This window comes from Phytobacter ursingii, from assembly GCF_001022135.1.
Classification (GTDB): Bacteria; Pseudomonadota; Gammaproteobacteria; order Enterobacterales; family Enterobacteriaceae; genus Phytobacter; species Phytobacter ursingii.
The window spans coordinates 1,387,653-1,401,191 of the sequence record NZ_CP011602.1; the positions used below are offsets into that span (position 1 = coordinate 1,387,653).

Consider the following 13,539-nt stretch of genomic DNA (forward strand, 5'->3'; position numbering starts at 1 on the left):
AGTGAACATGAATGCGCCACACAAAAATGCCGAAGCCCGCGTTGTCCGCGCTCCCCAGGGGACCGAACTGAGCTGCCAGAACTGGTTGATTGAAGCAGCCTATCGCATGATTCAGAACAACCTCGATCCGGATGTCGCCGAGCGCCCGGAAGATCTGGTGGTTTATGGCGGCATCGGCAAAGCAGCTCGCAACTGGCCGGCCTTTGAGGCGATCCTTGAGAGTCTGCGCAATCTGCGGGAAGACGAAACGCTGCTGGTACAGTCGGGAAAACCGGTCGGCGTTTTTCGCACCCACAGCAACGCCCCGCGCGTGTTGATTGCCAACTCCAACATCGTTCCTCACTGGGCGAACTGGGAACACTTCCATGAACTGGATAAAGCCGGTCTGATGATGTACGGCCAGATGACGGCCGGTTCATGGATATACATTGGTGCGCAGGGCATTGTGCAGGGCACTTACGAAACCTTCGCCGAAGCCGGTCGCCAGCATTACAACGGCAACCTGCGCGGCAAGTGGATTTTAACCGCCGGGCTTGGCGGCATGGGCGGTGCCCAGCCGCTGGCGGGAGTTCTGGCAGGCGCATGCGTGCTGGCGATTGAATGTCAGGAGTCTCGCATCGATTTCCGTCTGCGCACGCGCTATCTCGACTACAAAACCCGCAGCCTGGACGACGCCCTGACGATGATTGAAAAAGCCTGCGCCGAGAACAAAGCCATCTCTGTTGGCCTGCTGGGCAACGCCGCCGAGCTGATGCCCCAACTGGCGGCACGGGCGAAAGCAGGCGGCCTGCGCCCGGACATTGTCACCGATCAGACCTCGGCGCACGATCCGCTCAACGGTTATCTGCCGGAGGGCTGGAGCCTGGAACAATGGCAGCAGGCACGCCAGTCCGACCCGCAATCAGTGGTGAAAGCGGCTCGCGCGTCGATGGCGAAGCATGTACAGGCGATGCTCGATTTTCACGCCATGGGGATCCCGACCGTCGATTACGGCAACAATATTCGCCAGGTTGCCAAAGAGGAAGGGGTGACCAATGCCTTTGATTTCCCGGGCTTCGTTCCTGCTTATATTCGTCCGCTTTTCTGTGAGGGCAAAGGCCCCTTCCGTTGGGTGGCGCTCTCTGGGGACCCGGAAGATATCTACAAAACCGACGCCAAACTGAAAGAGCTCTTCCCGGATAACGCCAATCTGATCAACTGGTTGGATATGGCGCGTGAACGTATTGCCTTCCAGGGGCTGCCTGCGCGTATCTGCTGGCTTGGCCTGGGGGAGCGTCATCTTGCCGGGCTGGCCTTTAACGAGATGGTGCGTAATGGCGAGTTAAAAGCGCCAATTGTCATTGGCCGTGACCATCTGGATACCGGCTCTGTGGCCTCGCCAAACCGTGAAACGGAAGCGATGAAAGACGGTTCTGATGCAGTCTCTGACTGGCCGCTGCTCAACGCGTTGCTCAATACCGCTGGCGGCGCAACCTGGGTCAGTCTGCACCATGGTGGCGGCGTGGGAATGGGCTTTTCTCAGCACGCCGGGATGGTCATTGTCTGTGACGGCAGCAAAGAGGCGGATGAACGTCTGGCACGGGTGCTGTGGAATGATCCGGCCACGGGCGTGATGCGCCACGCGGATGCGGGCTATGAACAGGCGCAGGAGTGCGCCGAGCGTAATCACCTGAACTTACCGATGCTTTGATCATCAGCGCCGGATGGGCGGCTCGCGCTCATCCGGCTTTTCCTGAGGGATACGTAATGACGTTCGATGTCGCGGTTTCCGATCCACTCTTTGCGCAACAACAACAGACACTCAACAATCTTGCTCGCCCCACGACACGCAGCCTGGGTCTGTATAACGCGGGCCTGTCGGCAGAGGCTGTGCGGCAGAAATATGGCGTAACCCATATCGCCAAACTGGCCAGTAATGAAAACCCGTTGGGCGCCAGCCCGCAGGTGGTATCAGCATTACAGGCAGATGCTGATTTCAGCGCGGTCTATTCCGATGCCGCCAGCGCCCGGTTGCGCGATGTGCTGGCGGACTATACCGGCATAAGCGCCGACAATATTGTCACAGGCAATGGTTCAGAAGATATCCTGCATATGCTGGCGCTGGCTTTTCTTAACCCTGGTGATCGCGTTGTCACGCTGATCCCGTCGTTTGGCCTGCACGAGATCTTCCCGCGCATGATGGGGGCAGACGTGACCCTGGTGGGGGTTGATCAACGACAACAGTTCGACATTGCGGCCTGGGAGCAGGCGCTCTCCACGCCGGCGAAAATGGTCATTTTTAGCAATCCGTCAAACCCGGTGGGGTGCATGCTCGACAAAGACGGTTTTGCCCGCATCATTGCCGCCGCGCCGCAGGAATGTGTGCTGGTCATTGATGAAGCCTATTTCGAATATTGCCATGAGAACCCGGATTACCCCGATAGCCTGGCAGTACTGGCCGCGCAGCGGCGCCCGTGGATTGTGCTGCGTACTTTTTCGAAAGCCTGGGGTCTGGCGGGCCTGCGTGTGGGCTATGGCTTAGCCAGTCACCCTGAACTCGTCAACTTGCTCAACCGCGTACGTACGCCATTTAATATTAATCGCGCGGCGCAAGCGGCGGCGGTGGCAGCGTTAGGCGACCAGGCGCATGTGAAGGCGAGCGTTGCCCTGGTGAACGCGCAGCGGGAGCGTGTGGCCGCCGAACTCAGGCGTCTGGGATTTTACGTGGCGCCCTCACACGCCAATTTTCTCTTCTTTGACTGTGGACGCCCCAGCGGCGAAATGGCACAGCATTTATTGCGCTATGGCGTCATTATCAAGCCGTGGCGGGAGCCAGGCTATGAGCACTGGATCCGGGTGTCGATGGGCAACGAAGAGGATAACCAGCAGTTTATCGACGCCCTGAAAGCGATCCTTGCGCAGGGGGCGGTGTGAAACGGTTGGCACTGAACATTGAAGAACTACGCCAGCGAGCCAAACGCGCGCTACCCCGTTTTGCTTTTAGTTATCTGGAAGGCGGCGCGGATGATGAGCAAACATTACGCGATAACCGCCGTGTCTTTGCCCGCTGGCGCTTTATTCCGCCGGTGCTGAACGACGCGAGCGAACGCGATCTCTCGGTTACCCTTTGTGGTCAAAAACTGGCGGCACCGCTGCTGATTGCGCCGACGGGTTATAACGGCATGTTGCGTTATGGCGCCGATGCGATGTTAGCGCGTACCGCCAGAGATGCCGGTATTGGCTATATCCAGAGTACCGTGTCGACCGCACCGATTGAGGAAATTGCGGATGAACACCTGCCCCAACACTGGTTTCAGCTGTATGTGCTCAAAGACCGGACGGTCACCACGGGGCTGCTTGAACGCGCAAAAGCGGCAGGCTGCACCACGCTGGTGGTCTCCGTTGATGCGGTGCATTTCGGCAATCGCGAAAAGGATAAGCGCAATTACCGCCGTCCCATGAAGCTCTCTCTCCCCAGTCTGTTTGATATCGCGTTACATCCCGCCTGGGTATGGCGCACCATTCGGCCTGCGGGTGTACCGGGATTTGGCAATTTAACCCCTTATATCCCGGCGGATAAGCGGCGGGGGGCCGGGGGCGCCAGCTACTTTGCCGCGCAGATGGACACGCGCCTGAGCTGGGAGACGCTGACTTGGATCCGTAGCCAGTGGTCAGGGCCAATGTTGATTAAAGGTATTCTCGCGCCGGATGACGCAACGCGGGCCTTTGCGGCAGGTATTGATGGCATTGTGCTCTCGAACCACGGCGGGCGACAACTTGACGGGTCAGTGAGTGCGATGGAAGTGTTACCTGAGATCCGTCATCGCTGCGGCCCGGACGCAACGATTCTTATCGATAGCGGTTTTCGCCGTGGCACTGACGTGGTGAAAGCGCTGGCGTTGGGGGCGAACGGCGTTTTGCTCGGGCGGCCCATGCTTTATGGCGTGGCGGCTGACGGTGAGGCCGGGGCGAAGCAGGCGCTGGCGCTGATTTTGCAGGAAGTTGACCGCACCCTCGCACAGCTGGGATGCACGTCTATTGCCCGGTTAGGGCCACATTTACTGCGACCTCAATCCTGACAAGTAAGGAGGCAGGTTTGTTCATCACGGAGAGTCATTTATGCAGGCACTGAACATCATCTTCCCGGCGCAAATTTTACGTGGCGCAGGCGTTATCACCCGCCTTGGCGAGATATGCGCCGCGTTGGGCAAGCGCGCGCTGGTCATTGGCGGTCATGCCGGGTTGGCAGCCGTGGATACGCAGATTCGCCATCAACTGGCGGCCTCCGGGATTGAACTGGTAGGCCTGCAATGGTTTGGCGGTGAATGCACTGAAGAGAATATTGAGCGTCTGGCCCGAGAGGTCGAGGTGACGGGGGCGGAGATGGTGATAGGCGTCGGCGGCGGGAAAGCGCTTGATACCAGTAAAGCCGTGGCGGTACAGAGACATGTGCCGATTGTCACTATTCCGACCATTGCCGCAACCTGTGCGGCCGTGACGCCATTGACCATCCGTTATCATGCCAATGGCCATTTTCGCGATCTGTTCCCCTTAGCCCAGGCGCCCGCTGCCGTGATTATCGATAGCGAAATTCTGGCCACCGCGCCGTTACGCTGGCTTGCGGCGGGCCTTGGCGACACGTTGGCAAAATGGTATGAATTTCGCGCAATCAGCACGCAGCATCAGAATCACAGCGGCGTCGCGCAGGCTTCCAGCGCCAACAGCCGTATCTGCTATGACCTTATTCAGGCCCACGGCCCTGCTGCCTGTGACGCCGTAAGGGCAGGGAAACCCAGTGCCGCGCTGGAACAGGTGCTGGATGCCATCTTTATGTTTGCCGGACTGACCTCGATGATGAGCAGCGGTGCTCATGCCGCGGCCGCCCATGCGATTTATGAAGGCTTTACGGTCTGTGATAAAACCCGCGAATTTGGTCACGGGCTTCTGGTGGGTTTTGGCAACCTGTGTCTGCTGGCGCTGGAAAATCGCAGTGATGCGGAATTGCTTGAGGCGGTGCGCCTGGCGCATGCCTGCGCAATACCGCTACGTCTGAGTGATATTGCAGCGCTTGATGCCAGCGAGCTTGAAGAGATTGTGCAAATGTCATTGCATGCGCCGGATATGCAAAATATGCCGGATAACATCACCGCCCACGCTCTTTATCAGGCCATTGCCCGCGTTGAAGCGATGGCGGCAGTCGTCTGACTTGACGGTTGGCCTGGTCATATCACCCAAAGGGCTGGCAGCGATGCCAGCTTTTTTCATTCTGTTGAACAGGTGTGGCGCCCCATAACAGTGCGTAATGCCCCAAATTGTCGCAGGATTAACCGATAAATTTCGCAGACGATCACAGATTCAGAATTATATTTTATCCATGCATAATCTTTCTGATTTTCTCTCCGCTATCCAGACTTCATCTAATATTATTCACTTTTTATGCAATTTAAGTGAATAGCGACGGGTTTTAACTTATTGATATTTCGTTGTCAGGCCGCGTTTATGCATTTTGAACGCTGGCTGGCACGTCCTGTGCAATATACATTTACAGCGTAAATACTCATATTTTTTAACATATATTCAACCAATTATTTACCGGATGAGGTCGCTATGTCGCAGTCAATTACACGTGAAAACTTTGATGAATGGATGATGCCAGTGTACGCGCCAGCGCCTTTCATTCCGGTCCGTGGCGAGGGTTCTCGCCTTTGGGATCAAGACGATAAAGAGTACATCGACTTTGCAGGCGGCATTGCCGTTAACGCACTGGGGCATGCACACCCGGCGTTATGCAAAGCGTTAAGCGAGCAGGCGTCGCGCTTCTGGCACACCGGAAACGGCTATACCAATGAGCCGGTATTACGTCTGGCAAAACGCTTAATCGACGCCACGTTTGCCGAAAAAGTCTTCTTCTGCAACTCCGGGGCGGAAGCCAATGAAGCGGCGCTGAAACTGGCGCGCAAATATGCCCACGATGCCTTTGGCGGTAAGAAAACGGGCATTGTAGCGTTCAAAAATGCTTTCCATGGCCGCACGCTGTTTACCGTAAGCGCCGGCGGCCAGCCAGCCTATTCGCAGGATTTTGCACCGTTACCGCCGGATATTGCGCATGCACAGTACAACGACCTGGCAGCTGCCAGTGCGCTCATCAATGACGATACCTGCGCGGTCATTGTCGAGCCCATGCAGGGGGAAGGGGGCGTGGTGCCTGCCACTACTGCGTTCTTACAGGGTTTGCGTGAGCTATGCGATCGCCATAATGCGCTGCTGATTTTCGATGAGGTACAAACGGGCGTCGGGCGTACCGGCGAACTATATGCGTATATGCACTATGGCGTAACACCTGATGTGCTGACCACCGCCAAAGCGCTGGGCGGCGGTTTTCCGGTGGCGGCGATGCTGGCCCGGGAAAAATATGCCCGCGTGATGACCGTTGGCACCCACGGTACGACCTACGGCGGTAACCCACTTGCTTCTGCAGTCGCCGGCGCGGTGCTGGATATTGTCAATACCCGGCAGACGCTGGATGGCGTGAAACAGCGCCACCAATGGTTTAACGAACAATTGCAGGCCATTAATGCCCGCTGCGGTCTGTTCCGTGAAGTTCGTGGTCTGGGGCTATTGATTGGCTGTGAACTCAACGCTGAGTACGCCGGAAAAGCGAAACAGATTTCGCAACTGGCGGCCACAGAAGGCGTCATGGTGCTGATTGCCGGGGCAAACGTGGTGCGTTTCGCACCTGCGCTCAATATTAGCGAAGATGAGGTCTCTCGCGGGCTGGCGCGCTTTGGTATCGCCTGCGATAAATTCGTTGCGGGGTGTCCATCATGATGGTGATCCGTCCTGTTGAGCATGACGATCTTCCGGCGTTGATGGCGCTGGCAGGAAAAACAGGCGGCGGGTTGACCTCGCTGCCTGCGGATGAAGCTACGCTCTCAGCGCGCATTGAGCGTGCCCTGAAAACCTGGCGCGGTGAGCTGGCGAAAAGCGAGCAGGGCTATGTGTTTGTCCTTGAAGTGGTTGAAACCGGCGAAGTGGCCGGGATCTGCGCCATTGAGGTCGCTGTGGGGCTTAATGACCCCTGGTATAATTACCGCGTTGGCACGCTGGTCCATGCTTCAAAAGAGCTTAACGTTTATAACGCGCTGCCCACGTTGTTCCTCAGCAATGACCATACGGGCAGCAGCGAGCTTTGCACCCTATTTCTCGACCCGGCATGGCGCAAAGAGGGCAACGGGTATCTGCTTTCTAAATCGCGTTTTATGTTTATGGCCGCTTTCCGCGACCGTTTTAATGAGAAAGTGGTCGCGGAGATGCGTGGGGTCATCGACGAGACCGGTTATTCGCCCTTCTGGGAGAGCCTTGGCAAACGCTTCTTTTCTATGGAGTTCGCCCGTGCGGATTACCTGTGCGGCACCGGGCAGAAAGCATTTATCGCCGTACTGATGCCCAAGCACCCGATTTACACCGATTTTCTCTCATCCGAGGCGCAAGCGGTGATTGGCCAGGTCCATCCACACACAGCGCCAGCTCGCGCGGTACTGGAGAAAGAAGGCTTCCGCTACTGTAACTATGTCGATATTTTCGACGGCGGGCCAACGCTTGAGTGCGACATTGACCGCGTTCGCGCAATCCGTAAAAGTCGTCTGGTTGAGGTGGCGGAAGGCCAGCCTGCGCCGGGGGAATGGCCTGCCTGTATGGTGGCCAACGAGCAATATCATCAATTCAGAGCCATGCTTATCTATGCCGACCCGGCAACGGAGCGGTTGGTACTGAGCGCTGCACAACTTGATGCACTCAAATGTCATCCGGGCGACAAAGTGCGCCTGGTACGCCTGTGCGCAGAGGATAAAAAATCATGAATCAATGGATTAATGGCGAGTGGATTGCGGGTCTGGGTGCCCGACGCATCAAAAAGAACCCGGTCAGTAACGAAACCGTGTGGCAGGGTAATGACGCCGCCGCTTCTCAGGTCGGGCTCGCCTGCGAAGCGGCGCGGGCTGCGTTTCCGGCCTGGGCCAGGCTCACGATGACGCAGCGCCAGGCGATTGTCGAAAAATTCGCCACACTGCTGGAAGCCAACAAAACCGCATTAGCTGAGATTATCGCTCGTGAAACGGGTAAGCCGCGCTGGGAAGCGACCACTGAAATCACGGCGATGATCAATAAAGCCACCATTTCGGTAAAAGCGTACCACGCGCGCACCGGCACGCAGCACACCGAGATGCCAGACGGGGCTGCAACATTGCGCCACCGTCCACATGGCGTTCTGGCGGTATTTGGCCCCTACAATTTCCCCGGTCATCTCCCCAACGGGCATATTATTCCGGCCTTGCTGGCGGGTAATACCCTGATTTTCAAACCCAGCGAGTTAACGCCGTTGACCGGCGAGGCAGTAGTTAAACTCTGGGAACAGGCAGGTCTGCCGCCTGGCGTGCTGAACCTGGTGCAGGGAGGACGGGAGACCGGTCAGGCGTTAAGTTCGCTTGAGGGCATTGACGGCCTGCTGTTTACCGGCAGCGCCAGTACCGGTTTTCAACTGCATCGCCAGTTGGCCGGGCAGCCGGAGAAGATCCTTGCCCTTGAAATGGGCGGCAACAATCCGCTGATTGTTGAAGACCCGGCGGATCTGGACGCCGCCGTGCATCTGACCATTCAATCGGCGTTTATCACCGCCGGGCAGCGTTGTACCTGCGCGCGTCGTCTGCTGGTGAAACGGGGCGAGGCGGGGGATGCTTTTTTACGCCGTCTGGTGGAGGTCTCCTCGCGCCTGATGCCTGCGGCGTGGGATGCGGATCCGCAGCCTTTCTTCGGCGGGCTCATTTCAGAACAGGCGGCACAGCATGTCCGGCAGGCCTGGCAGGAGCACGTTGAACGTGGCGGCAAAACCTTACTTGAGCCGCATCTACTGCAGGCCGGAACATCGCTGCTGAGCCCCGGCATTGTTGAGATGTCGGATGCGCAGAATGTACCGGATGAAGAGGTTTTTGGTCCGTTACTCTGTGTCTGGCGCTATGACAACTTTAATGAAGCCATCGCGCTGGCAAACAATACCCGTTACGGGTTGGCCTGTGGGTTGATTTCACCGGACCGTGAACAATTTGACCAGTTGCTGCTGGAGGCGCGTGCCGGGATCGTCAACTGGAATAAACCGCTCACCGGTGCTGCGAGTACTGCGCCTTTTGGCGGCGTGGGCGCCTCAGGCAACCATCGCCCCAGCGCCTGGTATGCCGCCGATTATTGCGCCTGGCCTATGGCCAGTCTCGAATCGGCAGAGCTTGTCCTGCCGCAATCACTCAGCCCTGGGCTTGATTTCAGCCGGGAGGCGACGCGATGAAAGCGCGGGAATTTAACTTTGATGGCCTGGTAGGCCTGACACACCATTATGCCGGACTGTCGTTTGGCAATGAGGCGTCGACGAAACACCGTCACCGGGTCTCTAACCCGAAGCTGGCGGCAAAGCAGGGGCTGTTAAAGATGAAAGCGCTGGCGGATGCCGGTTTTCCGCAGGCAGTGATCCCTCCGCAGGAAAGGCCGAACGTGCTTGTTCTGCGCCAGCTCGGGTTTAGCGGAAGTGATGAGCAGGTGATTGAGAAAGCTGCAACGCATTCACCTCACTTACTTTCTGCTGTCAGCTCTGCATCATCCATGTGGGTGGCGAACGCGGCGACGGTCTGTCCTTCAGCCGATGCGCTCGACGGGCGGGTGCATCTGACAGTGGCTAACCTGAATAATAAATTTCACCGCGCCATCGAAGCACCGACCACCGAAGCCGTGCTGAAAGCCATCTTCCGCGATGAGCGTATGTTTGCCGTGCATCCGGCGTTGCCACAGGTGGCCATGTTTGGCGATGAAGGGGCAGCTAACCATAATCGTCTTGGTGGCGACTACGGCGAGCAGGGGGTTCAGTTGTTTGTTTATGGCCGTGAAGAGGGCAGTAACGCCGCCCCCGGACGCTATCCTGCCCGCCAGACACTGGAAGCCAGCCAGGCGGTGGCGCGGCTTAATCAGGTCTGCCCGCGGCAGGTTATCTTCGCCCAGCAAAATCCCGCGGTAATCGATCAGGGCGTGTTCCATAATGACGTTATTGCGGTATCAAATCGGCAGGTGCTTTTCTGCCATGAGCAGGCGTTTTTGCATCAACAGGCGCTGTTTAGTCAGCTTCGTGCGCGGGTACCGGGATTTATGGCGCTGGAGGTTCCGGACGCCGAGGTCTCTGTCAGCGACGCGGTGGAAACCTATCTGTTCAATAGCCAGTTGTTGAGCCGCGAAGATGGCAGCATGGTGCTAATACTGCCGCAGGAATCTCGCGAGCATGCGGGCGTCTGGCGCTATTTAACCGCGCTGCTGGAGCAGGACAATCCCATCAGCGAAATCAAGGTGTTTGATCTACGCGAAAGTATGTCTAACGGCGGCGGCCCGGCGTGTTTACGGCTACGCGTCGTCCTGAAAGATGACGAGGCACAGGCGGTGAATCCGGCAGTTATGATGAATGATGTGCTGTTCCGCGCACTAAATGAGTGGATTGAGCGTTATTATCGTGACAGGTTAACACAGGCCGATCTGGCCGATCCGATGCTATTACGGGAGAGCCGGGAAGCACTGGATACGTTGACGCAAATGTTGAGATTAGGTTCCGTTTATCCCTTCCAGCAGTGACAGGAGGCCGTATGGACAATTTTCTCGCAATGACGCTGTCAGGTGAAATGCCCCGCAGGATGGCAGGGGAAGCAGGTGCGATCCACTGGTTATGGCATGAACAGGGCGTACTGGAGCTGCTGCCCCCAAAGCCAGTAAAGCGCTCTCTGGTGCTTTCCTGTGCCATTCACGGCAATGAAACCGCACCGGTGGAGATGCTGGATGGGCTGTTAAAACAGCTATTAAACGGGACGCTGGCGTTGAGCTGGCGCCTGCTGATCATTATCGGTAACCCGCAGGCGCTGGGGCAGAATAAACGTTTTTTGCGTAACGATCTCAACCGCCTGTTTGGCGCACGATGGCAAGGTTTTCCGGCCAGTGATGAGACGATCCGCGCCGCGCAACTGGAACGGGCCGTCACCCATTTCTATGCGGAGGACGACGAAGAACGCTGGCACCTTGACCTGCACACGGCGATACGTGGTTCATATCATGTGCGTTTTGGCGTACTCCCTGCGCGGACTGAACCCTGGGATGAAATTTTCCTCAAGTGGCTCGGCGATGCCGGACTGGAGGCGTTGGTCTTCCATCAATCGCCTGCGGGAACCTTTACCCACTACACCTGTGAACAGTTCCAGGCCCACTCCTGCACGCTGGAGCTTGGTAAAGCACTACCGTTTGGTGAAAATGATCTGAGTCAGTTTGAACGTACTCGCTGGGCGCTGGCGGCGTTGCTTTCCGGCGATGTGGTTCCCGAAGCAGAAACCGTACCGTTGCGCTATCGCGTGGTGCAGCAGTTAACACGCCGCAGTGAAGACTTTGTGCTTTATATGTCGGATGAGACGCTCAATTTCACCCCGTTTGCGGCGGGTACGCTGTTGGCAGAAGATCGTGGTGAGCGTTACGTTGTCCAGCACGATCAGGAATATGTGCTCTTTCCTAATCCGAAGGTTGCGGTAGGGTTACGTGCGGGGTTGATGCTGGAACGCATCAGTTAGCGCTGACGATATCCGAAAAAGAGCGCGCCCGGACAGGACGTCGGGCGCGCTTTTATCGCTAAACGCGCTTTGCGATGATTGCTCAGGCGTTAGCACTCTGCGGAATATAATCCTCAGATTGCAGGAAATGGTTAATCAATTGCAAAATAGTTTGGCCAGAAAGACCTTGTGGCTCATATGCACTTCCCCCCTCTTTTCTGCAAGGTAAGGGGGGGTAGTGCATGCCTTTGAAGCGCAACGTATCATTTCCTATATGCTGTGTGGATCCGCAGTACTTAATGGCTATCAAAACCTGTTTGTACATCATGCCTGCGTCGGTAACGACAACACTCCGATTCCAATTCCTCGCTTTGATTACACTAAAGAAATGAACTTCGGTAGCATCGAGTTCGGTAACAGCCAGAAAGAAAAATTGCAACAGCAACGTGGTATTTCGAATGAATTCGTTAAATAAGTTCGTATTGACGATTTTAATTTTGAAAATGTGTGTTTTGTAAAAATCGATGTTGAAGGCATGGAAAATAAAGTACTTGATGGCGCAGTTGAGACATTCCGCAAATCGATGCCGGTGATTCAAATTGAAATTTTGAAATCTGACATCAAAGAAATTTATGAAAAAGTTAAATTTATTTCAGAAGAGTACATAATTTGTCGTTATGGTCAGTATGACATCCTGTATCTGAGTAATGAAAAGATTACTGCTTATGGCATGGATAGCTATAATCTTGAAGTTATCCATTTATAATCAGGTTGAGTTTTAATTCCCTCGTTATAAAGTGATGCTGTTAAAATCGCATTCTTTTGCTGAATAATGGAGTAGTTCCTATACCAGTAAAAGAGTGCATTTTTTATCTCATGCCAATCCCTTTATGCGCACTTTTTATCCTTCTCAGGTTTGTAAACTAAGTATATAACGAATTACAGATTATTCTTGTTGCATTGACTTGTTATTATTCTCACGCCTTATATAATCTCCATTATTACCTGTGAAACTGCCTGCCATTATATTTCGTTTGCCTCTCTCCACCGTTTATTCATATTTTCTCCACAATTGCTGTAAAAATGTTTTTTACACTTTCATTGTTTTACTGATGCTCTGATTTATTGACGAAGAAAAGGCTAAAGTGAATATCGTCAACACGGCATACGCCGCAAGAAAACATGAATAGTAAGGAACTATATTATGCGTAAACTCACCGCTCTGTTTGTTGCCTCTACCCTGGCTCTTGGCGCTGCTAACCTGGCGCATGCTGCCGATACCACTGCTGCACCGGCTGATGGCGGCCCGCTAATGCACCATAAAGGCCCGCGTGGACCTCATCATGACATGATGTTCAAAGGTCTGAACCTGACGGATGCGCAGAAACAGCAGATCCGGGATATCAGGAAAGGCGAGTATGAGCAAATGCAGCAAGAACGCCGCGATATGCACAACATTATTGCCAGCGACACCTTCGATAAAGCGAAAGCGGAAGCGCAAATCGCCAAAATGGATGAGCAGCGTAAAGGACATATGCTGGCACATCTGGAAACGCAGAACAAAATTTACAACGTTCTGACGCCGGAGCAGAAAAAACAGTTTAATGCCAATTTTGAGAAGCGTCTGACAGAACGTCCTGCGCCAGAAGGTAAAATGCCTCAACCTGCTGAATAATTGATTCAGCAACCCCTATCAAGACCGCCGGTCTTGCTCATAGCACGTGTTTACGTTGTGGGCAGGACTGGCGGTTTTTCTTTCCTGCCCCCTTGTCTGCCGCCTGTATCACGGTATCCTCAACCTGCTCGTTTTTGACAGAAAATTTCCGCGTATCATTACGTTAATTTTTTTACATGCTGGCAACAGTATTGCTAAGGCATCCTGCTTTGCTGCCGATAATCTTTTAATGGCAGGATGGATGATAATGACACGCTGCCTTTAGAAGCAGCG

The 13,539-nt window shown here is 55.1% G+C and carries 12 protein-coding genes; all 12 read left to right on the forward strand.

What is annotated here, in order from left to right; translation table 11 throughout:
• Positions 1-7: 7 nt before the first annotated feature.
• The 12 genes from hutU (at position 8) to spy (ending at position 13,266) form a co-directional block, all read left to right on the forward strand.
• Positions 8-1,690: a urocanate hydratase gene (gene hutU, locus AB182_RS10070; RefSeq protein ID WP_047369953.1), complete on the forward strand. Its 1,683-nt coding sequence runs from the start codon at positions 8-10 to the stop codon at positions 1,688-1,690.
• Positions 1,691-1,746: 56 nt separating this feature from the next.
• Positions 1,747-2,913: a histidinol-phosphate transaminase gene (gene hisC / locus AB182_RS10075; RefSeq protein WP_047369954.1), complete on the forward strand. Its 1,167-nt coding sequence runs from the start codon at positions 1,747-1,749 to the stop codon at positions 2,911-2,913.
• The gene (locus tag AB182_RS10080; protein ID WP_047369955.1) at positions 2,910-4,058 is read left to right on the forward strand and encodes an alpha-hydroxy acid oxidase; all 1,149 of its coding nucleotides are present in this window, start codon (positions 2,910-2,912) and stop codon (positions 4,056-4,058) included. Before hisC ends, AB182_RS10080 begins: the two co-directional genes overlap by 4 nt.
• Before the next feature lie 40 nt (positions 4,059-4,098).
• Complete coding sequence (locus AB182_RS10085; protein ID WP_047369956.1) at positions 4,099-5,184, forward strand: iron-containing alcohol dehydrogenase family protein; 1,086 nt, start codon at positions 4,099-4,101, stop codon at positions 5,182-5,184.
• A 402-nt stretch (positions 5,185-5,586) separates the two neighbouring features.
• Positions 5,587-6,807 carry a succinylornithine/acetylornithine transaminase gene (astC, locus tag AB182_RS10090; protein WP_047369957.1) on the forward strand — a complete coding sequence of 407 codons (1,221 nt, stop codon included), beginning with the start codon at positions 5,587-5,589 and terminating at the stop codon, positions 6,805-6,807.
• On the forward strand, positions 6,804-7,838 hold the full coding sequence (astA, locus tag AB182_RS10095; RefSeq protein ID WP_047369958.1) for an arginine N-succinyltransferase: 1,035 nt from the start codon (positions 6,804-6,806) through the stop codon (positions 7,836-7,838). The genes astC and astA overlap by 4 nt, the downstream gene beginning before the upstream one ends.
• The gene (astD, locus tag AB182_RS10100) at positions 7,835-9,313 is read left to right on the forward strand and encodes a succinylglutamate-semialdehyde dehydrogenase (RefSeq protein ID WP_047369959.1); all 1,479 of its coding nucleotides are present in this window, start codon (positions 7,835-7,837) and stop codon (positions 9,311-9,313) included. The genes astA and astD overlap by 4 nt, the downstream gene beginning before the upstream one ends.
• Positions 9,310-10,635, forward strand: coding sequence for an N-succinylarginine dihydrolase (gene astB / locus AB182_RS10105; protein ID WP_047369960.1), 1,326 nt, complete (start codon positions 9,310-9,312; stop codon positions 10,633-10,635). Before astD ends, astB begins: the two co-directional genes overlap by 4 nt.
• An 11-nt stretch (positions 10,636-10,646) precedes the next feature.
• Complete coding sequence (gene astE, locus AB182_RS10110; RefSeq protein ID WP_047369961.1) at positions 10,647-11,612, forward strand: succinylglutamate desuccinylase; 966 nt, start codon at positions 10,647-10,649, stop codon at positions 11,610-11,612.
• Between the two features lie 217 nt (positions 11,613-11,829).
• Positions 11,830-12,066, forward strand: coding sequence for a hypothetical protein (locus tag AB182_RS10115; protein WP_047369962.1), 237 nt, complete (start codon positions 11,830-11,832; stop codon positions 12,064-12,066).
• A gap of 60 nt (positions 12,067-12,126) precedes the next feature.
• Positions 12,127-12,357 (forward strand): hypothetical protein, encoded by a 231-nt coding sequence (locus AB182_RS10120; protein WP_047369963.1) that lies wholly within the window; start codon positions 12,127-12,129, stop codon positions 12,355-12,357.
• 438 nt (positions 12,358-12,795) lie between these two features.
• Complete coding sequence (gene spy, locus AB182_RS10125) at positions 12,796-13,266, forward strand: ATP-independent periplasmic protein-refolding chaperone Spy (RefSeq protein WP_047369964.1); 471 nt, start codon at positions 12,796-12,798, stop codon at positions 13,264-13,266.
• The last annotated feature ends 273 nt before the right edge of the window (positions 13,267-13,539 follow it).

What these genes read in the sequence shown, in the direction of transcription:
- AB182_RS10120 (WP_047369963.1), top strand. Translation starts at nt 12,127, where the DNA reads ATGGAAAATAAAGTACTTGATGGCGCAGTTGAGACATTCCGCAAATCG.
- astD (WP_047369959.1), top strand. Translation starts at nt 7,835, where the DNA reads ATGAATCAATGGATTAATGGCGAGTGGATTGCGGGTCTGGGTGCCCGA.
- astA (WP_047369958.1), top strand. Translation starts at nt 6,804, where the DNA reads ATGATGGTGATCCGTCCTGTTGAGCATGACGATCTTCCGGCGTTGATG.
- astE (WP_047369961.1), top strand. Translation starts at nt 10,647, where the DNA reads ATGGACAATTTTCTCGCAATGACGCTGTCAGGTGAAATGCCCCGCAGG.
- astC (WP_047369957.1), top strand. Translation starts at nt 5,587, where the DNA reads ATGTCGCAGTCAATTACACGTGAAAACTTTGATGAATGGATGATGCCA.
- hisC (WP_047369954.1), top strand. Translation starts at nt 1,747, where the DNA reads ATGACGTTCGATGTCGCGGTTTCCGATCCACTCTTTGCGCAACAACAA.
- hutU (WP_047369953.1), top strand. Translation starts at nt 8, where the DNA reads ATGAATGCGCCACACAAAAATGCCGAAGCCCGCGTTGTCCGCGCTCCC.
- AB182_RS10085 (WP_047369956.1), top strand. Translation starts at nt 4,099, where the DNA reads ATGCAGGCACTGAACATCATCTTCCCGGCGCAAATTTTACGTGGCGCA.
- astB (WP_047369960.1), top strand. Translation starts at nt 9,310, where the DNA reads ATGAAAGCGCGGGAATTTAACTTTGATGGCCTGGTAGGCCTGACACAC.
- spy (WP_047369964.1), top strand. Translation starts at nt 12,796, where the DNA reads ATGCGTAAACTCACCGCTCTGTTTGTTGCCTCTACCCTGGCTCTTGGC.